Origin of the sequence: Streptosporangium sp. G11, assembly GCF_051192615.1 — a bacterium.
Classification (GTDB): Bacteria; Actinomycetota; Actinomycetes; order Streptosporangiales; family Streptosporangiaceae; genus Streptosporangium.
The window spans coordinates 1-20,842 of the sequence record NZ_JBPJUQ010000103.1 but is presented as its reverse complement, the minus strand read 5'-3'; the positions used below and the strand labels follow the sequence as shown (position 1 = coordinate 20,842).

Annotated in this window: 22 protein-coding genes, 2 tRNA genes and 1 pseudogene; 14 read left to right on the top strand and 11 right to left on the bottom strand. The window is 68.0% G+C overall.

Annotated elements, in window-relative coordinates; translation table 11 throughout:
• The 3 genes from ACSDR0_RS44355 to ACSDR0_RS44345 all read left to right on the top strand — a co-directional run.
• A partial coding sequence (locus ACSDR0_RS44355; RefSeq protein ID WP_435294988.1) for a replication initiator occupies positions 1–777 on the top strand: 777 nt, incomplete at its 5' end.
• Between the two features lie 184 nt (positions 778–961).
• Entirely contained in the window at positions 962–2,323 is a 1,362-nt protein-coding gene (locus ACSDR0_RS44350) for a tyrosine-type recombinase/integrase (protein ID WP_435294987.1), read from the top strand.
• A gap of 47 nt (positions 2,324–2,370) precedes the next feature.
• Complete coding sequence (locus tag ACSDR0_RS44345) at positions 2,371–3,114, top strand: uracil-DNA glycosylase (RefSeq protein WP_435294986.1); 744 nt, start codon at positions 2,371–2,373, stop codon at positions 3,112–3,114.
• 162 nt (positions 3,115–3,276) lie between these two features.
• On the opposite strand, the gene ACSDR0_RS44340 is transcribed toward ACSDR0_RS44345, so the two are convergent.
• A tRNA-Arg gene (locus tag ACSDR0_RS44340) sits at positions 3,277–3,352 on the bottom strand.
• A gap of 1,167 nt (positions 3,353–4,519) precedes the next feature.
• Here ACSDR0_RS44340 and ACSDR0_RS44335 point away from each other — a divergent pair.
• Positions 4,520–5,554, top strand: coding sequence for a D-alanyl-D-alanine carboxypeptidase family protein (locus tag ACSDR0_RS44335; RefSeq protein WP_435294985.1), 1,035 nt, complete (start codon positions 4,520–4,522; stop codon positions 5,552–5,554).
• Between the two features lie 45 nt (positions 5,555–5,599).
• On the opposite strand, the gene ACSDR0_RS44330 is transcribed toward ACSDR0_RS44335, so the two are convergent.
• Both ACSDR0_RS44330 and ACSDR0_RS44325 read right to left on the bottom strand, forming a co-directional pair.
• On the bottom strand, positions 5,600–5,800 hold the full coding sequence (locus ACSDR0_RS44330; protein ID WP_435294984.1) for a DUF397 domain-containing protein: 201 nt from the start codon (positions 5,798–5,800) through the stop codon (positions 5,600–5,602).
• Complete coding sequence (locus ACSDR0_RS44325) at positions 5,787–6,626, bottom strand: helix-turn-helix domain-containing protein (protein ID WP_435294983.1); 840 nt, start codon at positions 6,624–6,626, stop codon at positions 5,787–5,789. The genes ACSDR0_RS44330 and ACSDR0_RS44325 overlap by 14 nt, the downstream gene beginning before the upstream one ends.
• Positions 6,627–7,674: 1,048 nt before the next feature.
• On the opposite strand from ACSDR0_RS44325, the gene ACSDR0_RS44320 reads away from it, so the two are divergent.
• Both ACSDR0_RS44320 and ACSDR0_RS44315 read left to right on the top strand, forming a co-directional pair.
• Positions 7,675–7,929, top strand: a complete 255-nt coding sequence (locus ACSDR0_RS44320) for a hypothetical protein (RefSeq protein ID WP_435294982.1) — start codon at positions 7,675–7,677, stop codon at positions 7,927–7,929.
• A complete protein-coding gene (locus ACSDR0_RS44315) occupies positions 7,926–8,243 on the top strand; it encodes a hypothetical protein (RefSeq protein WP_435294981.1) in 318 nt (105 codons plus the stop codon). The genes ACSDR0_RS44320 and ACSDR0_RS44315 overlap by 4 nt, the downstream gene beginning before the upstream one ends.
• 88 nt (positions 8,244–8,331) lie before the next feature.
• Here ACSDR0_RS44315 and ACSDR0_RS44310 read toward each other — a convergent pair whose 3' ends face one another.
• Together ACSDR0_RS44310 and ACSDR0_RS44305 are read right to left on the bottom strand one after the other, a co-directional pair.
• A complete protein-coding gene (locus ACSDR0_RS44310) occupies positions 8,332–8,937 on the bottom strand; it encodes an RcpC/CpaB family pilus assembly protein (RefSeq protein WP_435294980.1) in 606 nt (201 codons plus the stop codon).
• 310 nt (positions 8,938–9,247) lie between these two features.
• Positions 9,248–10,057 carry an S-methyl-5'-thioadenosine phosphorylase gene (locus ACSDR0_RS44305; protein WP_435294979.1) on the bottom strand — a complete coding sequence of 270 codons (810 nt, stop codon included), beginning with the start codon at positions 10,055–10,057 and terminating at the stop codon, positions 9,248–9,250.
• Positions 10,058–10,406: 349 nt separating this feature from the next.
• Here ACSDR0_RS44305 and ACSDR0_RS44300 point away from each other — a divergent pair, with 349 nt between their 5' ends.
• Positions 10,407–10,595 (top strand): hypothetical protein, encoded by a 189-nt coding sequence (locus ACSDR0_RS44300; RefSeq protein WP_435294991.1) that lies wholly within the window; start codon positions 10,407–10,409, stop codon positions 10,593–10,595.
• A gap of 14 nt (positions 10,596–10,609) precedes the next feature.
• Here ACSDR0_RS44300 and ACSDR0_RS44295 read toward each other — a convergent pair.
• The 3 genes and pseudogenes from ACSDR0_RS44295 to ACSDR0_RS44285 all read right to left on the bottom strand — a co-directional run.
• Positions 10,610–10,750 (bottom strand): annotated as a pseudogene (locus tag ACSDR0_RS44295) (FmdB family zinc ribbon protein); the annotation flags it as partial.
• A 252-nt stretch (positions 10,751–11,002) separates the two neighbouring features.
• Positions 11,003–12,508 (bottom strand): potassium/proton antiporter, encoded by a 1,506-nt coding sequence (locus ACSDR0_RS44290; RefSeq protein WP_435294978.1) that lies wholly within the window; start codon positions 12,506–12,508, stop codon positions 11,003–11,005.
• Positions 12,509–12,638: 130 nt separating this feature from the next.
• A complete protein-coding gene (locus tag ACSDR0_RS44285; RefSeq protein ID WP_435294977.1) occupies positions 12,639–13,220 on the bottom strand; it encodes a 5-formyltetrahydrofolate cyclo-ligase in 582 nt (193 codons plus the stop codon).
• 25 nt (positions 13,221–13,245) lie between these two features.
• Between ACSDR0_RS44285 and galU the strand changes: the two genes are divergently transcribed.
• From galU to ACSDR0_RS44250, 7 genes are all read left to right on the top strand, one after another.
• The gene (gene galU / locus ACSDR0_RS44280) at positions 13,246–14,145 is read left to right on the top strand and encodes a UTP--glucose-1-phosphate uridylyltransferase GalU (RefSeq protein WP_435294976.1); all 900 of its coding nucleotides are present in this window, start codon (positions 13,246–13,248) and stop codon (positions 14,143–14,145) included.
• A 5-nt stretch (positions 14,146–14,150) separates the two neighbouring features.
• Positions 14,151–15,338 (top strand): molybdotransferase-like divisome protein Glp, encoded by a 1,188-nt coding sequence (glp, locus tag ACSDR0_RS44275; protein WP_435294990.1) that lies wholly within the window; start codon positions 14,151–14,153, stop codon positions 15,336–15,338.
• Entirely contained in the window at positions 15,335–15,829 is a 495-nt protein-coding gene (moaC, locus tag ACSDR0_RS44270; protein ID WP_435294975.1) for a cyclic pyranopterin monophosphate synthase MoaC, read from the top strand. The genes glp and moaC overlap by 4 nt, the downstream gene beginning before the upstream one ends.
• Before the next feature lie 72 nt (positions 15,830–15,901).
• Entirely contained in the window at positions 15,902–16,375 is a 474-nt protein-coding gene (locus ACSDR0_RS44265; RefSeq protein WP_435294974.1) for a MogA/MoaB family molybdenum cofactor biosynthesis protein, read from the top strand.
• 47 nt (positions 16,376–16,422) lie between these two features.
• Positions 16,423–17,076, top strand: a complete 654-nt coding sequence (locus ACSDR0_RS44260; protein WP_435294989.1) for a GNAT family N-acetyltransferase — start codon at positions 16,423–16,425, stop codon at positions 17,074–17,076.
• Positions 17,077–17,200: 124 nt separating this feature from the next.
• Positions 17,201–17,941, top strand: coding sequence for a divisome protein SepX/GlpR (gene sepX / locus ACSDR0_RS44255; protein WP_435294973.1), 741 nt, complete (start codon positions 17,201–17,203; stop codon positions 17,939–17,941).
• 57 nt (positions 17,942–17,998) lie between these two features.
• A tRNA-Ala gene (locus ACSDR0_RS44250) sits at positions 17,999–18,075 on the top strand.
• 232 nt (positions 18,076–18,307) lie between these two features.
• Here the strand turns inward: ACSDR0_RS44250 and ACSDR0_RS44245 are convergent.
• The 3 genes from ACSDR0_RS44245 to ACSDR0_RS44235 form a co-directional block, all read right to left on the bottom strand.
• Entirely contained in the window at positions 18,308–19,522 is a 1,215-nt protein-coding gene (locus ACSDR0_RS44245; protein ID WP_435294972.1) for a WD40 repeat domain-containing protein, read from the bottom strand.
• A gap of 276 nt (positions 19,523–19,798) precedes the next feature.
• A complete protein-coding gene (locus tag ACSDR0_RS44240; protein WP_435294971.1) occupies positions 19,799–20,092 on the bottom strand; it encodes a tyrosine-type recombinase/integrase in 294 nt (97 codons plus the stop codon).
• A complete protein-coding gene (locus ACSDR0_RS44235) occupies positions 20,008–20,727 on the bottom strand; it encodes a site-specific integrase (protein WP_435294970.1) in 720 nt (239 codons plus the stop codon). Before ACSDR0_RS44235 ends, ACSDR0_RS44240 begins: the two co-directional genes overlap by 85 nt.
• Between the last annotated feature and the right edge of the window lie 115 nt (positions 20,728–20,842).

The window sequence follows — 20,842 nt, the reverse complement described above, 5'->3', positions numbered from 1 at the left end:
GTCGCCAAGACGGCCGGTCTGACCCTGCGGGAGCTCCGCGAACGCCTGACGATCTCCTTCGCCAAAGTCGCCGAGTATCAGAAGCGCGGCGTCGTCCACTTCCACGCCGTCATCCGCCTCGACGGGCCGGACGGACCAGGCGCACCGCCTCCGGCCTGGGCGACGGCGGAGATGCTGACGCACGCCGTGCAGCATGCAGTCCGAGCGGTGACCGTGACCGTTCCCGCGGCAGGCGACGAACCAGCGCGCGTCCTGCGCTGGGGCCGACAGCTCGACGTCCGCCAGATCACCATGGACGGCGAACTCTCCGACCAGGCCGTGGCCGGCTACATCGCCAAGTACGCCACCAAAGCCGCTGAGTGCGTCGGCACTCTCGACCGGCGCATCAACCCTCTCGACGACCTGACCGCCTTCAACCTCCGCGACCACCCTCGCCGCCTCATCGCCGAATGCCAGCGCCTGGGCGCCCTCGACGAGCTGGCCGACCTCCGCCTTGCCCACTGGTCCCACATGCTGGGCTTCCGCGGCCACTTCTCCACCCGCTCGCGCCATTACTCCATCACCATCGGCTCCATCCGCGACGAACGCCGCGACTTCGCCCGTACCGAAGAGATCACTACCGGACGCCTGCCCCTCTTCGACGAGGACGCCGTCCTCGTGATCGCCCACTGGGAGTACGCAGGCAAGGGGCTGTCCATCGGCGACGCACTCCTCCTCGCCGCACTGACCGGAAGGCCTCTGCCTTCGTTCCCAGGACCCGGTGGTGATGCCGGATGAATCGTCGTGGTGACCTCATGCCTTTGGAACTGGTGCTCACCGAACTCGGGGGCATCTCGCGCCGGACCTTCTATCGCTGGCGTGAGCTCGGAAAGGCTCCCGTGTGCGTACAGCTTCCAAACCGGGACCTGTGCGTTTTGCGGAGTGACTTCGTAGCCTGGCTCGACTCCATGCGGGAGGCGGCGTGACCATCAGTTACGACGTGAAGCTCTGGGACATCCGCCGCAATCCCTCCAGCAAGTCACCGTCCTACATGGTGCGCTGGAAGGTAGGCGGCAAGGAGAAGTCCAAGACCCTGCGGACCAAAGCTCTGGCGGAGAACTTCCTCTCCGACCTTCGCCAGGCCGCGAGGAACGGGGAACCCTTCGACATCGCCACAGGACTCCCCGCGTCCCTCCAGGCGGTCGCTCCCCGCAAGACGTTCCTCGCCTTCGCGCAGACGTACATGGAGGCACGGTGGATCCATACGGCTGCCAGGACCCGCGAGACCATGACATACGCGCTCATGTCCCTGGTACCCGCACTGGTTAAGGACCTGCCAGGTAAGCCCATGGACGAGGAACTGAGGGCTGTACTTCGCAGTTATGCCCTCCTCCCGGCCAAGCGTCGTGGGGAGCCGCCGGCGGAGTACATCGCTGCGCTTCGCTGGCTGGAGTCCGCCTCCCGGCCTTTGGGCGACCTGCAAGAGCCGAACATCGTCCGGGCGGCTCTTGATGCGATCGCGCTCCGCTTCGACGGGAAGCCGGCGGCGGCCAACGCGGTCCGCCGCAAGCGAGGCGTCTTCCACCACATGATGGAGACGGCAGTGGAGCTCAAAGAACTCCCGTCCAATCCGCTGAAACTGGTCAAGTGGAAGCCGCCGAAAACCGCTGCTTCGGTCGACCCTCGCACAGTCGTCAACCCGGTTCAGGCTCGGGCGCTTCTGGCTGCGGTGACACAGGTAGGGCGCTCACGGGGTCCTCGCCTGGCAGCCCTGTTCGCCTGCATGTACTACGCGGCGCTCCGGCCGGAGGAGGCGGCGGGCCTGCGGCGACAGAACTGTGAACTTCCCACCGAGGGCTGGGGATTGATCGTTCTGGAGAGGGCGCGCCCTCAGGCAAACAAGCGATGGACCGACTCGGGGGAGAGCCACGACTCGCGAGGACTCAAGCACCGGGCTGTTGACGACACCAGGGAGATTCCCATCCCTCCTCGCCTTGTGCAGATCCTTCGCGAGCACATCGAAAGGCACGGCCTCGCCGGCGACGGCAGGCTGTTTCGCACATCGGGTGGGCGGCCGTTCTCCGCCTCGGCCTACTCAGGGGTCTGGCGGATCGCGCGGGAACTGGCGCTCACTCCGGAGCAGGCGGCCTCACCACTGGCAGCTCGGCCGTACGACCTGAGGCATGCCGCGGTCTCCCTCTGGCTCAATGCTGGGGTTCCGCCGACCGAGGTGGCGCAGCGCGCCGGTCATGGTGTTGATGTTCTTCTGCGTGTCTACGCCAAGTGCATCGAAGGACAGCGACCACGAGCCAACCGGCAAATATCTGACGCGCTCGACGTCTGAGCCACTAGGAACTGGAAGGCCCTGGCTTTTGCCGGGGCCTTCTTACTATGGGTCTATTCGCTCTGTTCAGAGGGCGGGTCGACTGTCAGCATGGCCCTGTGACAATTCGGAATCACCTTGCTTGGGAAGCTGGCGTGCTCCTAGACGCACAGCATCTTCCTGGTGTCCTTGAAGCGCGGCGTGGTGCGATCTACGACCCACATGTCCGTTCACTCAACAGGCTTGTCGAGCGGATCTGTAGTGCCGAGTCAGAGTCGGTGCCGTGGTTCGACCCCTCATCGGGCGGCGTGAACTCCCGTGTCCTGTTACTTCTTCAAGACCCCTCAGAGGCAGCTTCGACGGGATCTGGATTCATCAGCCGGCACAACAACGATCCCACAGCGCACAACACTTTTTATGCCGCCCGAGAAGCTGGTCTCAGCTACACAGAGTCAGTTCACTGGAATGTCATCCCGTGGTGGGTCAAAGACCCTTCGATGATCAGCGGAGTTCGTCGCACTCTCGGGACGGAAACCAAACGTTCCGCACGATATCTCTGCGAGGTCCTTTCCCATCTAGACAAGCTAGAGGTCATCGTTCTTCTAGGTAGGGTCGCTCAGGGGGCCTGGCAAAGTGCACTGAAGGTCAACCCTGATCTTTCGCCCTCAGATGTCCGGATTTTGAAGTGCCCTCATACAGCGTCTCGGGCGTGGAACAACGTAGATCGACAGACCGGGCGTCTCAACAAGGACCTGATCATAGAGACGCTTCGAGAGGCCGCTGAAGGACGTACGAAGCAGTCAAGCTCTTAGGGCTGTGGTGTCCACACGAGCTGCGGAAACGCACCCAAGATCATCACGTACATGCTCCGCGACCGCTGACATGCGGCTGCCTACAGTGGCATCCAGCTGCATACGGCTGGCGGAGGGGAGCGCGCGAAAGCCCAGGTCGCTGGGTGTTTTCACTGGTCAAGATGGTGCCCCCGGCATGATTCGAACATGCGACACCCGCTTTAGGAGAGCGGTGCTCTATCCCCTGAGCTACGGAGGCAGGGGCTCCTAGTAAGAGTAGCGAAAGTGGCGAGTGGTTGCGCGCTCGGAGGGGGAGTTGGGGGCAGACGATGGGTTATCGGTTCGCTGGCCTGGAGTAAAAGGGCGGCAAGTGGGCGGGTGTGCGGTGGTGGGCGAGGTTAGTGTCACGGTCCGTGATCGACAGGCGACGGAAGCGCATTCGCGGGCATCGCGCCCTGCGGCCGGTGGTGCTGTGTGGTGCGATGCTGGCGCCCGCGCTTCTGGCCGGAGGGTTACTGGTGGCCGAGCTCACCGGCTATGAGGCGGCCGTCCGGATGGCCGACGCCGATGCGGAGCACGAGGGATCTGGAAAGGCCGAAGGGCCCGGAAAAGCCGAAGAGGCCGGGGAAACCGCCGAGGAGACAGAGGCGGAGGAGGCGGAGGAAGCCGGGAGACCCGGGGAGGCCGAGCCGCGTCACGAAGACGGAGGCCTCTGGGCGGGGGGTGGGGAGCGGCGAGGATTCCAGGGGGGTGGGGGAGCCTGGACCGGTTCGGCGTCCCGGCTGGGGGTCGGGGGATTCGCGAGGTCGCCGGACGAGGAGCCGCCGGGGGATGCGGTGGCCGTGGTCCCGGTCATGGTCGGGCCCGTGCGGAGCCGGATGTTCGAGCCGAGACTGGTGCCCCCGCCGTTGCGGCCGGAGCGGGTGTACGGGGGATGGGTGCCCGTCGCGGCGAAATCGGGAATGCGTCCTTCGGGGGAAGACCCGAGTACGCCAGGCCGGCTGGATGATGCCCATGAGACGAACGGGACGGATGGTGTGGGTGAGACGGATGTGGTCGTTCCCATAGAGACCCATCCGCAAGGCCCCAGAGGGCCACGGAAGGTGGCATTGCCACCCCCTGTGGCACCTGAGTCTCAGGGGGAGCGGACGCCGCCACTCGCACCACCTGAGCCCCCCGACGGGTGTTCGGCGGAGTGGAAGGGGACCTGGCTCTGGGAGGTCTGCAAAGAGCACGCGCGGCAAGAAGTCTGACTTGTCCAGTCACAAAAAGGGGTGTTCGGCGCATAACGGCTGTGGAGAGTCTGGCCCGTGCACTTGGTCAGCTGTAGTAGCGTGCGTGCCTGACCCAGGTCACGAGTTCGCAAACGGAGGGGTCGAACGTGCCACCTCGTCGATCAGCGGGTCTGATCGCCGTCGTCGCGACTATGACTTCCTTCCTGCCGGGAGCCGCTGCCGCGCAGCGGGCGCCGGCGGAGGTTCAGGCCGTCGTCGCCGCGGAGCCGGTGAATCTCACAGAACTGCGTCGTGAGGCGGAGAAGGCCGCGAAGGATATCGAGGCCGCGACCAAGGCGCTGGAGCAGCGGCGGACCCAGATCCGCACCTCGGAGAAGGAGCTCACCACCAAGCTGCGGGAGCTGCAGGTGGCGGAGAGGGCCTTCGCCCAGGTACGGCAGCCGCTGTCGAACCTCGTCGGCTTCCTCTACCAGCAGCCGACCGGTGGGGACGTGGCCGGTTTCCTGTCCGGTAAATCTGACGCCGACACCCTGCGCGCGATGGCCGGTGTCACCCAGATCGTCGCCGAGCGCGACCTGATCCTTGAGGACAGCAGCCGCCTGCATCTGGAGCGGGAGCGCCTGGCGGGTGAGGCGCAGGAACTCCGGGCCGGCAACCTCCTCGCGGAGGCGCAGATGGGCGCCGAGATCGAGACGCTCAGGGTGCGCTCGCAGAAGATCGTGCAGTCCCTGACCAAGGCGCTGGTGAAGCTGGGCGTCAAGATCGACAAGAAGGGGCGACCGGCGGCCGGGTGCGACCCGACCAGGGCGACCTCGATGAGCGAGTTTCCCAACGGGCTCATCCCGCAGGCCTACCTCTGCCCGCTCCAGCAGCGGGGCAACCAGCTGCGGGGTGACGCCGCGCTCGCGTTCATCAGCCTCAACGAGTCGTACAAGCGGCAGTTCGGCAGGCCGATATGCGTGACCGACAGCTACCGGAGCCTGGCCGAGCAGCAGTCGGTCTATTACACCCGCCCCGGCCTGGCGGCGGTCCCGGGCCGCAGCAACCACGGCCTGGGACTCGCCGTCGACCTGTGCGGGGGCGTCGAGCGCTTCCGCTCGGCCGAGTTCAACTGGCTGGAGACCAACGGCAAGAAGTTCGGCTGGATCCACCCCCAGTGGGCCTACGTCAGCCCCTTCGAGCCCTGGCACTGGGAGTACGACCCCAAGATCGGCTCCCTGTTGTAAACGGCTTCGTGGACGCTGTCCCCGAAGCCGGTGCTCGGTGTCGGGTCAGATCTCTCCGTTGCGGATGCCTGCAAGGAAGTCGTTCCAGGCGGTCGGGGAGAAGGTCAGCATCGGGCCGGACGGATCCTTGCTGTCGCGTACGGCGATGAACCCCGGCAGGTTGGTGGCCACCTCGACGCAATCGTTGTTGGGTCCGCTGAGGGTGGACGTGCGGAATTCGGCGCCGGACAGATCAGGGGAGATCATGGTCGCTCCTCGCCGCGGCGATGAATGCCGCGGACTCCTTGGGGGACAGGCATACGTCGATAAGGCGCTTGAAGGTCAGCATAAGTCGCCGGACCTGCTCGCCGTCTTCGACGTACACCTCGCCTGCCGGACATTCGGCGTAGCCCAGATCTGGATCGTCGTCGAAGGACAGTACCGAGAAGGCCCCCTCCGTACCGCAATGAACGCCGACCTTCAGTGGGAGGACCTGGATGGTGATGTTCGGCTTGTCTGTAGCGTCCAGGATGTCGCCAAGCTGATGGGCCATGATGTCGGCTGATCCCACCGGGTAGCGGAAGACACCTTCGGATATGAGGAGGTGCAACGTCGGAGCATGAGCGCCGAGCAGGGTGGTCTTGCGCTGCATACGGGCATCGACGCGACGCGTCAGTTCAACGCCGGGCCGATCGGGATGACCTGCTCTGATGATCTCCCGGGCGTAGTTCTCGCTCTGGAGCAGACCGGGGACCACCAACGGCGCCCAATGGCAGATCGTTCTGGCAGCCGCCTCGAACTCGACGTACGACCCGGTGAACACATCCGAATAGGCCGTCCACCAGCCGCGCCGGGCGACTTCACGGGTGAGCTGCACCATGGCTTCGGTGGTCGCCGCCTCCACGCAGTACAGGTGGCAGATGGCCGCCACATCCCCGGGCGCCGGAGCGATCTTGCCGGTCTCGAAGCGGTTGAGCTTCGATCTGGACCACCCAAGCTGCTCGGCGGCGGCCTCGGTCGTCAGGCCGGTGGTCGCACGCAGGGTGCGCAGCTCACGTGACAGACGGCGAAGGCGAACCGTGGAGTACTTCATGCGGCCAGTTTGCCGCAGCTCAACCGGCCCTTCCTGCTCAACACAACAAATATGTGCGATGGGATTGCCAGCGTGAGATTCTCACGCCATCATGATGCTTGTCACGTAGGGTAGCGAGATTCAAACGTACGGTGACGGATTCGCGCTCCGTGTTGTCGCAAGCAGCCTTGATGTGAAACGGGCTCGTCAACGGTGTGGGCCACCGTTGACGAGCCCTTGATCAGGAAGTGAGTCCTGACCCGTGAACAACCCTAGTGCTCCGGTTCTCGGCCGGACCATGGCGAGCGGCTGCGGCTGTTTCGCCGACGTACCGCCGTTGCCGATGGGGTGTGCCGCCTGCGGGCACGCCCCCTACGCGCACGGTTGCCCCGATCAGCTCGCCGATCATGAGCATGAGTACGCACAGCCCTCGGGCGCGTTGATGGCGATCCGTCTGGAGGCCCGTCGTACCGGGGATCGCTCTCTGCCCTGCTTCGAGCCGCTCGCCCCCGCGCGCCCGGCTGAGGTGATCTCCCCGGTGCCCGCCCAGCGGTCCGCGGAGCAGGACCGAATTCAGGCCCGAATCCAGGCTCAGGCCGCGAAGGTCCCACTCGCGGCCGTTCTGCGCCTTCCTCGGCGGGCTCAGACCGTACCGGCGCCGTCATCGTGGCGGGTGCGCTGCCGTCGTCGCCCGGCGCTCCCGTTCGGAGCCGCTCCAACCCGGCCACCCCGGCCACTCCGGTTACCCCGGTCACCCGGACCGCCTCGGCCACCTCAGTTCGGCGCCGGGCGTCATCGCGAGCCCCACCCGACCCGGCCACTCTGGCCATCCGGCGCCGGGCGCCATTGCGCGTCCCGCCCGACCTCGCCACTTCGGACCCTGGACGCCGGGCACCACCTCGGGCGAACAACCGCCCGCACCCCGTGCCTCGCGGCGCTCACCCTGTCTCCGTACCGGCCACCCGGCCCGTACGGTTCGCCCCTCCATGTCCTTCCCCGCTTCACAAAGCGGGCCCGTCCACCGCTACCAACGACCGGACGGGCCCTTGATCGGATGGAGGTCCAATCAATGGACGATGTTAGATCCAGCACACCCGAACCGGCCATCCCCGGATGGCGGTTGATTCTCAGTGACGCCGGGCGGCTGTGGGCCAGCCGCGAGGAGCCCTTCTCGTCGGTCGCGTTCGAAGCCGGGGCCGAACGGACCGTCGACGCCGACACCCTCGACGCTCTCAGGGCCAAGACCGACCGGCAGGAGACCGTCGCCAGGGAGGCGCAGGACAGGGAGGCTCAGGAGCAGGCCGCCGGGCGGGTGATCTCGTGATCCGGCGCGTTCCGATCAGGCGGGCCTCCGCTCGCGGGCGTCACCGCGACGGCCTGGCCACCGCCGCCGTACCCCACTACACCTGGGACCACGAGGCCCGCGCCGAGGCGGCACTGCTGCAGATCACCTGGCCGGGATGGGCCGTGCTGTACGGCACCGGCAGTCGCCTCTTCCACGCCATCGCCACCTGGCCCGCCCCCGAACCGCTGCTGCTCTGCGACCGGACCGTCGAGGGCCTGAAAACCCAGATGCGCGAGGCCGAGATGACCGCGATCACCCGGCGCTGGGCGCTCACCGGGACCGATCGCCCCTGAGCGGGTACGGCGGCCACACCTTCCCCGGCCAGGCCGCCGTGCCTTCCATGGCTCCTGGCAGTGGTGCCCTCATCAGCCGCCGTGAGACTCATCCCGCGCGAGGGCCGATCGTGATGGAGAGCCGCCCGCCGGCCTGGGCGGAGGCAAGCTCGGTCGCCTGGGCCGACGTGGTGGCCAGCACGACGAGCGCGCCCCGCTCCGACTCCCCGCCCGGGGTGGCCAGGACCGTGACGTCCTCGGCCACGGTGGTCGCCGGGGCGGTGCCGTCCCATGTCGAGGTGGCGGCGAGCACGTCCACCACGTCACCCGGCGAGAGCAGGCGCGCGGTCTCGGGATCGGCGACGCGTACGGGGGTGGCGACCGTTCCCTGACCGTGGGCGGCGAGCAGACCGGGGCCGAGCAGACGGACGTCGGTCAACGGTTCCCCGCGTCGCGCGGGACCCGTCAAGATCTTTCCCGCGTACGGCGTGCCGGGCCTCAGGGCGCCGTCGGGGACCGTACCGGGTCTCAGCGGAGCCGGTGTCAGGTCGGCCGGCTCCAGCACGCCTCCGGGAAGATCCCTGGCGGCGATCAGGACGGTCACCGAGGCGGTGTCCGGGCGCAGCGCCAGCACGGCGCATCCCATCGCCAGGGCGGCGACGGCGGTGGCGATGAGACGGTGACGGCGGCCGAGGAAGCGGCGCAGAGCGCGCATGACTGACTCCAGGGGTGGGAGTCGGGCGGCGCGGTGCCCGTGGTGGATGTGGTGCCCCGCCGAAGGGCGGTGTGGTGCCCGTGATGGATAAGGCCGCTCCGCTGAGTGGCGGCGCGGTGCCCGTAGTGGATAAGGCGCTCCGCCGGGTGGCGGCGCGGTGCCCGTGATGGGTGAGACGCCCCGCCGGGTGGCGGGGCGATTCTCGACGGATCCGGGTGGCGTGGAGGGGGAGCGAGATTCTGCTTTTCTCATCGGGTGACCCACCCGGTGGTGATGCCTGGGGTCACCGCGACTCGATCACCTCGGGAGCTCAGCCGGGGAGGTCGAAGGGGAGCTTGAGGCCGTCCAGGACGTTCGGGCAGGGGCAGGTGCGTTCTTCGGGGAGTGCGGCGACGACGTCGCCGACGAGGGAGCGCATGCGGCTGACATTGGTGGCGAAGAAGGCGAGGACCTCGTCGTGGGTGACCCCCTCGCCCGCCTCGACCCCGGCGTCGTGGTCGGTGACGAGGGAGATCGTGGTGTAGCAGAGGGCCAGCTCGCGGGCGAGGACGGCCTCGGGGAAGCCTGTCATGCCGACGATCGACCAGCCGTTGCCGCTGAACCAGCGGGACTCGGCGCGGCTGGAGAAGCGCGGGCCCTCGATGACCACGAGGGTGCCGCCGTCGGCCACCTCCCAGTCGGAGGAGCGTGCGGTGGAGACGGCCGCCGCGCGGCCCGAGGGGCAGTAGGGGTCGGCGAAGGCGACGTGGACGACACCGTCCGCGTCGTAGTAGGTCTGCACCCGGCCGGAGGTGCGGTCGATGATCTGGTCGGGGACGACCAGGGCGCCGGGGCCGATCTCGGCGCGCAGGGAGCCGACCGCGCTGGGGGCCAGGACCTGGCGGACGCCGAGGGAGCGCAGTGCCCACAGGTTCGCCCGGTAGGGGATGCGGTGTGGTGGGAAGCGGTGGTCGCGGCCGTGGCGGGGCACGAAGGCGACCGAGCGCTCTCCGATCCTGCCGACGGTGACGACGTCGCTTGGCGGGCCGTACGGTGTGGTGATCTCGACCTCTGTGGCGTCGTCGAGCAGGGAGTAAAACCCCGAGCCGCCGATGACCCCGATGTCCGCGCGAGTGACCATGAAGGTGAGATTAGCGCCACGGACCGGTCCCTGAGGAGCCCCGGTGACGGCCTGTGGATAACCCTGTTCCCCGGGTAATCGCCCGGTCGCCCTCGGCGGCCCGGAGGGACGTCGGCAGGAGGCCGCGGCCTGTCCGGCGATACCGGCGCGACAGGCGGAAAGGCTCGTCAACCCCGCCTTGGCCGGTGGAAGGGCGGGGCGGTAGGCCGCGGCCCGGGGCGGCCGACCAGGTGGCCGCCCATGAACGGCCGGTTGAAGAGCGGGGTTCGGGGGCGAGGGGGAAGAGGGCGAAAGGGGGTCCGCGGCTCAGGAGGCCGCGGCGGCCGGGCTGCTCGCGGTCTTCGCCGGCTTGGAATCCGACGAGGACGAGGAACCCGACGAGGACGAACCGGACGAGCTCGACGAGTCAGACGACTTCGACGAGGACGAACCGGAGGAGTCCGAGGAGCTTGAGGAGCTTGAGGAGCTTGAGGAGCTCGACGAGCCGTTCGCGGAGCTCACCGTGCTCGACGACGAGGACCGGCTGTCGGTCCGGTAGAAACCGGAGCCCTTGAAGACGATCCCGACCGCGGAGAACACCTTACGCAGGTCGCCAGCGCAGCTCGGGCACTCGGTGAGAGCATCGTCGGAGAACTTCTGGACGATTTCGAACTGGTTGTTACAGGCAGTGCAGGCGTACTGGTAGGTGGGCACGCTCTCCTCCTCGTGTGATCCGCGCCGATTGGCACTCTAGTGACGCGACTGCTAATGGTATGCGGCTGACAAGCTTAAACGCGAGTGGGAGTCCTCGCATTCCGTAGCCGGATTCCGATCGGATGTGGCCGGACCCGGATCAGGTACCGCCGAGCCCAGGTCAGGTGCCACCTGGTTCCGGTCGGGGCCATCGGGCCTGGTTACGGTCATGGGCCACTGAGCCTGGTCCTGGTCAGGGCCATCGGATCCCGATCAGGTGCCCAGCTCACCGAACCAGCCGGCGAGCTTACCCTTGCGGCTGATCGCGCGCATCCGGCGCTCGACCGTGTCACGGCAGGAGGCCGTGGTCACGACCAGGAGCTGATCGTCGACCCTGATTCTCGTGGAGTCGGTGGGGACGAACGTCCGGCCGTCCCTGACGATCAACGTCACCTGGGCGTCCGTGGGCAGCCGCAGCTCGAAGATCTCCACACCGTGCAGTTTGGACGTCGGCGGCACCTTGACCTGGAGCAGATCGGCGTTGAGCTCCTCCAGCGGCGCCGACTCGACCTCCAGGTCGCGGGCCTCGTCCGGCGTGGTCAGCTTGAGGAGTTTCGCCACGAACGGCAGCGTCGGCCCCTGCAGCAGGGTGTAGACGATGACGATCACGAAGACCTCGTTGAACACGAACTTGGCGGTGCCGTCCGGAACGGAGGTGGCCGCCCAGGGGATGGTCGCGAGCACGATGGGCACCGCGCCGCGCAGTCCGGCCCACGACAGGAAGGCCTGCTCCCGCCAGCCCAGCCGGTCGATGCGCGTCAGCCGGGTCAGCAGCGCCGAAACGATGATCGACAGAGGTCGGGCCACCGCGACCAGGATCAGCCCGGCCACCAGGCCGGGCACGATCGCGGCCGGCATCTCCGAGGGGCTGGCCAGCATCCCGAGCATGACGAACAGGCCGATCTGCGCCAGCCAGGCCACGCCCTCGGCGAAACCTCGCGAGGCCGCGCGGTGCGGCATCCGGGAGTTGCCCATGACCAGCGCCGCGAGATAGATCGCGAGGAAGCCGCTGCCGTGCAGCAGCATGGCTCCCGCATAGGCGACGAACGCGAGCGCGAGCACCGCGATGGGGTACAGGCCGGAGACGGGCAGCGCGATGCGGCGCAGCGCGTACGCGCCGAGCGGGGCGACCGCCAGGCCGACGGCCGCGCCCACCACCAGTTCGAAGAACACCTCGAACAGTGCCACCCCCAGGCTGGTCGAGGTGGCGGCGCTCAGCAGCATGACGGCGATCACCGTGGGCGCGTCGTTGAGACCCGACTCGGCCTCCAGGACGCCCGCGAGGCGCGAGGGCAGGGGCAGGCGGCGCAGTACGGAGAAGACGGCGGCGGCGTCGGTGGAGGCGAGGATCGCGCCGAGCAGGAGCGCGGTCCGCCAGTCCATGCCGAGGATCAGGTGCACCGGGACCGCGACGGCCACGATGCTCACCCCCACGCCGACGGTGGCGAGCACCAGGGCGGTGGGAATGGCTCCCTTGACGTGGCTCCAGGTGGTGGTGAGACCGCCCTCGGCCAGGATGATCGCCAGCGCGATCAGGCCTATCTCCTGTGCGAGCTGCGGGTTCTCGAACTGCAGCCCGAACCCGGACTCGCCGACGATCAACCCGAAGCCCAGGAAGATCAGAAGGCTGGGCAGCCCGCTCCGATGGACGACACGCACCGCGACGATGGCCGCGATGACGATTCCGGCACCGAGAAGCAGCCAGACGTCCGGTCCCATCTGGTCCCCTCTCTGACTCCGGGGACCATTGTGTCGCATTCGAAAGGACCGCCACGCACGGGTGGTGCGTGCCCCCTGTCACGGTCCTGACCTCTTCAGCCCCGTATCCGGCGGCGATTCCGCCGGTCGGTCACATCTCCGCAGTGGTGGTCTTGAAGATTCCCCCGGGGGTCGCCGCGTAGCGGACCGCCTGGTCATGAGGCTCGGCGGGCACGCCGTCGAGCAGCTCGCCCTCGTGGAGCAACGCCACCGTCGGCACGTTCGGGCCGACCCTCGCCAGCGCCCGGTCGTAGGAGCCGCCGCCGCGGCCCAGCCGTACCCCGGTGGATCTGTCCACCGCCAGCGCGGGCACGATCACCAGGGCGGCGGTTCTGACGGCGTCGACCCCGCGCCGGGTGTCGACCGGTTCCATGATCCCGAAACGGCCGGGGGCGAGGGTGTCGGGGCCGTCGTACACCGCCCAGTCGAGATCGTCGTCGTCGCGGAGCACGGGCAGGATCACGGTCGCGCCGTGTTTCCACAGGGCGAAGACCAGGCCGTGGGTGGCCGGTTCCGTCCCGGTCGACCAGTAGCACGCGACCAGCCCGGCCATCTGGACCCAGGGCCGGTCCAGCAGGAATTCCCTGATCTGGACGGAAGCCGCATGCCGCTTCTCGCCGGGGATCGAGGCGCGTGCCGCCTCGATCGTGGAACGCAGCGTCAGCTTGTCCACAGATCCCTCCACTATGGTTTCGGTTATGGCCGACTTCGAAGCTGTGACGAAAGCCGTCGTTCCCGCAGCGGGTCTGGGCACCCGTTTTCTTCCGGCGACCAAGGCGACCCCCAAGGAGATGTTGCCGATCGTCGACAAGCCCGCGATCCAGTATGTCGTCGAGGAGGCCGTCTCCGCCGGACTGCTCGATGTCCTCATGGTCACGGGGAAGAACAAGCGCTCCATAGAGGACCACTTCGACCGCGCCCTCGAACTCGAGGAAATCCTGGAGGCCAAGGGCGACGACGAGCGCCTCTCCCAGGTGCGGGAGCCCGCCGACCTGGCCATCCTCCACTACGTACGGCAGGGCAAGCCGCGCGGCCTCGGCCACGCGGTCCTGTGCGCCAAGCAGCACGTGGGCGACCACCCCTTCGCCTGCCTGCTCGGCGACGACCTCATCGACCACCGTGACGAGCTTCTCAAGCGCATGATCGAGGTGCGCGGCACGCACGGCGGCAGCGTCATCGCGCTGATGGAGGTTCCCAAGGAGCAGGTCTCCCTGTACGGCTGCGCCGCCATCGAGCCCACCGCCGAGGACGACGTGGTCAGGGTGACCGACCTCGTGGAGAAGCCCCCCGCGGACGAGGCCCCGTCCAACTGGGCCATCATCGGCCGGTACGTGATCGACCCGGCCGTCTTCGAGGTCCTGGAGAACACCCCGCCGGGACGCGGCAACGAGATCCAGCTCACCGACGCCCTCCGAACCCTCGCCGGGCGTGGCGGCGACCAGGGCGGACCCGTGCACGGGGTGCTGTTCAGGGGCCGCCGCTACGACACCGGCAACAAGCTCGACTACCTGCGTACGGTGGTGCAGTTCGCCGCCGAGCGTCCCGACCTGGCGCCTGAGTTCATGCCCTGGCTCAAGGAGTTCCTGGCCTCGCGATGAGCTCCATGAAATCGGTCGACGACCACCTTTCCGACATCCTGCGTACCGTGCGGGTGCTCGCCCCGTTGGAGCTGGAGCTGGAACGGGCGCTGGGCACCACGCTGGCCGAGGAGGTCACGGCTCCGGTCGCGCTGCCTCCCTTCGACAACTCCGCGATGGACGGCTACGCCGTGCGGGCCGAGGACGTCGCGGGCGCCCCGGTGACGCTCCCGGTGATCGACGACATCGCGGCCGGAGACGGCCGTCTGCAGGCCATCGGTCCCGGTATGACCATGCGGATCATGACCGGGGCGCCGCTGCCCGCCGGGGCCGACGCCGTGATCCCGGTCGAGTGGACCGACGGCGGCACCGCGCAGGTCGTGATCGGCCGCTCGGCACCGGAGGGGCACGCCATCCGCAGGTCGGGGGAGGACGTGCGGGCGGGCGACGTCGTCCTGCCCGTGGGCACCCTGATCGGGCCCGCGCAGCTCGGAGTGCTGGCGGGTATCGGCCGCCGCCGGGTTCTCGTACGACCCCTCCCGCGGGTGGTCGTGATATCCACGGGAGCCGAGCTGGTCGAGCCCGGCCTGCCCCTGGGGGCCGGCCAGATCTGGGAGTCCAACAGCTTCGCCCTGGTCGCCGCCGTCCGTGAGGCGGGTGGCGAGGGCTACCGTGCGGGGATCGTCGGCGACGACGCCGCGGGACTCCTCGACCAGCTCGACGCCCAGCTCCTGCGGGCCGACCTCGTGATCACCAGCGGTGGCGTCTCGATGGGCGCGTACGAGCCGGTCAAGGAGGCTCTCGGCCCGCTCGGCACGGTCCTTTTCGAGCGGGTCGCCATGCAGCCGGGCATGCCCCAGGGCTTCGGCGTGGTCGGCGAGGACCAGGTGCCGATCTTCGCGTTGCCCGGCAACCCGGTCTCGTCGTTCGTGTCGTTCGTCCTGTTCGTCCGGCCCGCGCTGCGCAAGATGCGAGGCCTGCCCGAGGAGCCCACACCGACCGTGCGGGCGGTCACCACGGGCCCGCTCCGCTCGCCCGCGGGCAAACGCTCCTACCTGCGCGGCGTGCTCGGCCCCGGCGGTACCGTCGGCCCGGTGCGCAGGCAGGGTTCCCACCAGCTCGCCGCCCTGGCCGCGGCCAACGCCCTGATCGTGGTGCCCGAGGACGTCACCGAGCTTCCCGAGGGTACGAACGTGGAGGTCATCCCCCTGTGAACGATCGGGACCACAGCGAAGCGACCGGATTCACCCACATCGACGAGACCGGCGCGGCGCGCATGGTGGACGTCTCGGCCAAGGACGTCTCCCTTCGTACGGCGACCGCCACCGGCAGGGTGCTGCTGTCCGCCGAGGCCGTGGCGCTGCTGCGGTCGGGGGAGGTGCCCAAGGGCGACGCGATCGGCACCGCGCGGATCGCCGGGATCATGGGCGCCAAGCGGACCCCCGACCTGATCCCGCTCTGCCACCCCATCGCACTGCACGGGGTCAAGGTCGAGCTCACCGTGGCCGACGACGGGGTGGAGATCACGGCACGGGTCAAGACCGCCGACCGTACCGGCGTCGAGATGGAGGCGCTGACCGCGGTCTCGGTCGCCGCGCTCGCCCTGATCGACATGGTCAAGGCGGTCGATCCGGCGGCCGTGATCACCGACGTCCGCGTCGAGGAGAAGACCGGCGGCAAGACGGGGATCTGGACCCGCCCCTGAGGTGGGGTCCTTTCGCGACGAACGCCGGATCCCGAAGACGCCGGATCGCCAGGAGGCTGGGAGGATGATCCCATGAGAGCTCTGGTGATCACCGCCTCCAACCGGGCCGCCGCCGGGACGTACGAGGACACCTCGGGGAAGCTGCTGGCCGAGCTGCTCGCGGCGGCCGGGTGCGACGTGGACGGTCCCAAGGTGGTCCCCGACGGAGATCCGGTCGAGGCGGCGCTGCGGTCCGGGGTCGCCGAGGGGTACGACGTGATCGTCACCACCGGTGGCACCGGTCTGACCCCGGCGGACCTCACCCCGGAGATGACCCGGCGGGTGATCGACAGGGAGGTTCCGGGCATCGCCGAGGCCATCCGCCACGTCAACCGGGACAGGGTGCCCACCTCGATCCTGTCCCGCGGGCTCGCCGGACAGGCCGGTGACACGTTGATCGTCAACCTGCCGGGTTCCTCGGGAGGGGTACGCGACGGCATGGGCGTGCTGTCCCCGGTGCTCAGGCACGCCGTGGACCAGATCCGGGGAGGAGATCACCCCCGCTGATCCACCTCCCCTGCTTCCATGGCACGGTGGGCCTTCTTGGGGGGATGATGGAGGGCGTGGATCGACTTCGTGGCTGGCCGGTGACCCTGACGGAAGGCCCGGTAGGACTTCGGCCGCTGCGGCTGCGGGACGTACGCGTCTGGCGGGAATCGCGGCTGCGTAACGCGAACTGGCTCCGTCCCTGGGAGCCGAGCAACCCCGAAACCCCCCTCTTCAAGACCGGCCTCGGTCCCTACATCTCCATGGCCGGAACCCTCCGCAGGGAGGCCAGGCAGGGTCTCGCCCTGCCGTGGGTCGTCACCTACGAGGGCGCCTTCGCCGGGCAGCTCACCGTGGGCGCCATCGTCTGGGGCTCCGCCAGGTCGGCCCAGATCGGCTACTGGGTGGACGGCGCGCTGGCCGGTCGCGGGATCACGCCCACCGCGGTCGCCATGGCTGTCGACCACTGCTTCTTCACCACCGGGCTGCACCGCGTCGAGGCCAATATCCGGCCGGAAAATCACGCGAGCCGCAGAGTGGTTGAAAAGCTAGGTTTTCGGGAAGAGGGGATCAGACGCAGGCATCTACACATCGACGGTGCCTGGCGCGACCACATCTGCTACGCCCTCACGGTCGAAGACGCGCCGAGAGGGCTGCTCGTGCGGTGGCGGCGGGCCCGTGAGGCGGCCGCACATGGCGGCACTCCGCATGAAGAGGTTTGAAGATCTCGCGACACACCGCATCGAATGCTCGTCAAATAGTGACACGCGGTCTTACGGTGCGTGACATGAGCAGATTGAGGACGCCGGGAGACCACGCGCGTCTTCATGCTGCCCGGAGGTGGCCGTGAGCAGCGGTGTCGTTCTCTATCTGGCCATTGTCGTCATGTGGCTGTGCGTGCTGGTGCCCATGTGGCTGCACCGCGACCGCAACACCCTCACCGAGGATCACAAGGACACCGAGCCGTACGCCTACGACGAGCGGGTGATCGACGAGGACTCCGCCGAGACCCTCGCCGAACCCCTGCCGGTGCCCTCCGCCGAGTCGTCCCCGTCGTCCCCGTCGTCCTCGCCGTCTCCGCTGGGAGACGACGTTCCGTCACCCGGCGCCGAGGAAGTCTCGGTGGGCGCCCAGGCCGAGCCCGAGACCGGGATCGAGGTCCAGCCCGCCCGGCCCCCGGCCGGGAAGCCCGCGACCGGCAGGGCCGCGGCCGAGCGCCGCCGCGCGGAACTCCGCCGCCGGGGCAAGCAGGTGGCCAAGCGCAGGCGGCTGACATTCTGGTGCGTGCTGCTCCTGCTCGCCTCCGTGGTGACGGCCGCCGTCCAGATCATCCCCTGGTGGGGCGTGGCGCCCTCAGTGGTGCTCCTGGGCGTCTATATGGCCATTCTCAGGGTCACGGTCCAGATCGACGCCGAGAGGCGCAGAGCCGTCGCCCAGGCCCGCGCGGAACGTGCCAAGCGCGCCCGCCGCCGTGCCGCCCTCCTGGAGGCCCAGCGCCCCGTGGCCGAGATCATCGACCTGGCCGCACTCCGCGACGAACTCTTCGACCAGTACGCGGAGACGCCCCGGCGCGCGGTCGGCGACTGACCCGCGCCCCGGATGGCGCGAGCGCCCCCGGAAGTTTGCTAATCTAGTCCACGTCTTGGGGATGTAGCGCAGTCCGGTAGCGCACTTCGTTCGCATCGAAGGGGTCAGGGGTTCGAATCCCCTCATCTCCACCAGGTCAAAGGCCACTTCCGAGAGATCGGGAGTGGCCTTTTGCGTTGCCGGGTGACCAACTGAGTGACTATGGGTCAGGGAGGCGCCGCCCAGGCAGCGAACGGAGTCAGGTTTTCGGCTCAGCTGTGTGGCGGCCGCCTCGTCAGGTGTAGGAACTCAAGTCCTACACCCGCACGATCTTGTCGTAGCCGTCGGTGAGGGCGATCGGTTGATCGTTCACCTGGCCGACCGCGGCTACGGGGTCGATGGGGTCGGTTCCTGGTTCGCCAGTTCGCCGAGGAGTTCATGCGTGGTCAGGTCCCACACCCGCACGATCTTGTCGTAGCCGCCGGTGAGGGCGATCGGGCGGTCGTTGACCTGCCCGACCGCCACCGCATGGACGGCCTCGATGTGGCCGGTCGTCAACGCGCCGCTGGGTAAGCGCGTGGTCAGATCCCAGACTCGCCCGTCGTCGCTGGTGACGGCGACCGGTCGGCCGTTCACGTGTCCGACCGCCACCGCCCGGAGCGTGTGAGTGAAGTCATCCTTGGCGTGCTCGGTCATCGGTTCGCCGATGGGTTCGCGTGTGGTCAGGTCCCACACTCGTACGGTGTTGTCTCGGCTGCCGGTGACGGCGACCGGCTGACCTTTCATCTGCCCGGCCGCCACCGCATGGATGATGTCGGTGTGGCCGGTCATCGGTTCGCCGATGGGTTTGCGTGTGGTCAGGTCCCATATCCGTACGGTGTTGTCGTAGCCGCCGGTGACGGCGATCGGTCGGCCGTCGACTTGGCTGATCGCCACCGCATGGATGGTGTCGGTGTGGCCGGTCATCGGTTTGCCGATGGGTTTGCGTGTGGTCAGGTCCCATATCCGTACGGTGTTGTCGTAGCCGCCGGTGACGGCGACCGGCTGACCTTTCATCTTCCCGACCGCCACCGCATGGATGATGGCGGTGTGGCCGGTCATCGGTTTGCCGATGGGTTTGCGTGTGGTCAGGTCCCACACCCGTACGGTGTTGTCGTAGCCGCCGGTGACGGCGATCGGTCGGCCGTCGACCTGGCTGATCGCCATCGCCTGGACGGCTTCGGTGCGGCCGGTCATCGGCTCGCCGATGGGTTTGTACGTGGTCAGGTCCCACACCCGCATGGTGCCGTCATAGTCGTCGGTGACGGCGATCGGTCGGCCGTTGATCTGCCCGACCGCCACCGCCTCGATGGTGTCATCCAAGTTGACGACATCGTCATAGCCGAACAGTCCTGTAGAAGGCCAGAAGATCGCGAAGAGTGCAACGGACACGACGAGCGCGCCGAGCGCCACGCAGGCCGTCACTGCGGCGATCCACCCAAGGCGTCGGCGGGCGATCGGGACAGCCTGACCGGGGTCAGGGGAAGCACTCGCATGCGGCTCGGTCGTGTCGTGGCTGAGTGCCTTGGGATCACCCGTGTCCCGCTGACCCGTATCGGGCACCGTGCACCGTCCTTTCCGATCGGCTATCACATCTCGGGGCGGCCGGGCGGAGCCATCCGACCACCGACGGCCGAGAACAGCGAGCCGTTGCGTCTGCTTTTCAGATCATGAAGCCTCGCATATGGCAGATCGCACTAAACACTGAAAATACTCATTAAAGGAGCTTTTTCTTCACAACTGCATGGCTTCAGAAGACCCGTGGCTGCCAGTCTCCGATGGAGATCTACGCTGAGGTTCTGAACAGTAGTGATGTGTTGTCCCCTCTTATACCGCCCGTTATTGTTCTGGGCGATTCTCGAAGAGGCGGTCCATTGCTTCAGCTCCCTCCAGGAGCATCGGGCGGAGCTGTTTGCGGTAGACGGTCTCGGTGACCGTGGTGTTGCGGTGGCCGACCAGGCGGGAGATGTTCTCCAGGGGGACCCCGGAGTCCGACAGCAGTGAGACGAAGCTATGCCGCATCTCCCGGGAGGTCCACTCTTTCTCGTTCAGGCTGGCCTTCTTGAGTACGGCCCGGAACGAGCGCCGGACGTTGTGCGCGTCGAGCTCCGTGCCGACCTTGGACGCGAACACGAGGCTGTTGTCCTGCAGTCGTCACCGGCCGCCCGCTTGGTCACCTCCTGACGCTCACGGTGGAACTTGAGCGCGTCGGCGCAGCGCCTCGGCATTGCCAGCGTTCGCCGGGACTTACGGGTCTTGGTGTCGCCGCCCTCTCGGACCGAGTGCCAGACCATGATGGAGGGCGGAGTGCCGTCGAGGTCGACGTGTGACCAGGCAAGTGCTCGCAGTTCCTCTGTACGAGCCCCGAGCAGCAGCGAGAGCACGATGTAGGCATGCAGCACCGTCCCCTCAGACGCCTTGAGCACGGCTTCCGCCTGGTCGAGGGTGAGCGACTTGGACGGACGTCCCTCCTTTCCCCTGGGGATCTCGCAGAGCAGCGCGACGTTCCGCTTCACCTTGTCGCGAGCCTGTGCGCGGGAGATGGACCGGACAAGGATCGAGCGCAGCTCGCGAAGAGTCCGCGTGCTCAGCTCTTTCGCCTTGTCGGCCAGCCAGCGGTCAATGTCATCCGCGGTGAGGTCGACGAGCTTCCGCGCACCCAAGCCAGGGATGATGTGCTTGTTCGCGAGGATCGAGCACTTGTCCACCGTCGCGGATCCTCGGCCACTGAGTCCGAACTCCAGCCAGTTCCGTACGGCGTCGGCCACGGCGACGACCTGGCGCTCGGGGTCGACGGCGGTGACACGGTCGCGTCCGAGATGCGGTGTAAAAGAGAACGAGCGTAGGTTGCCGTGCTGAACCGACCAAAGTTCGCACTACGCA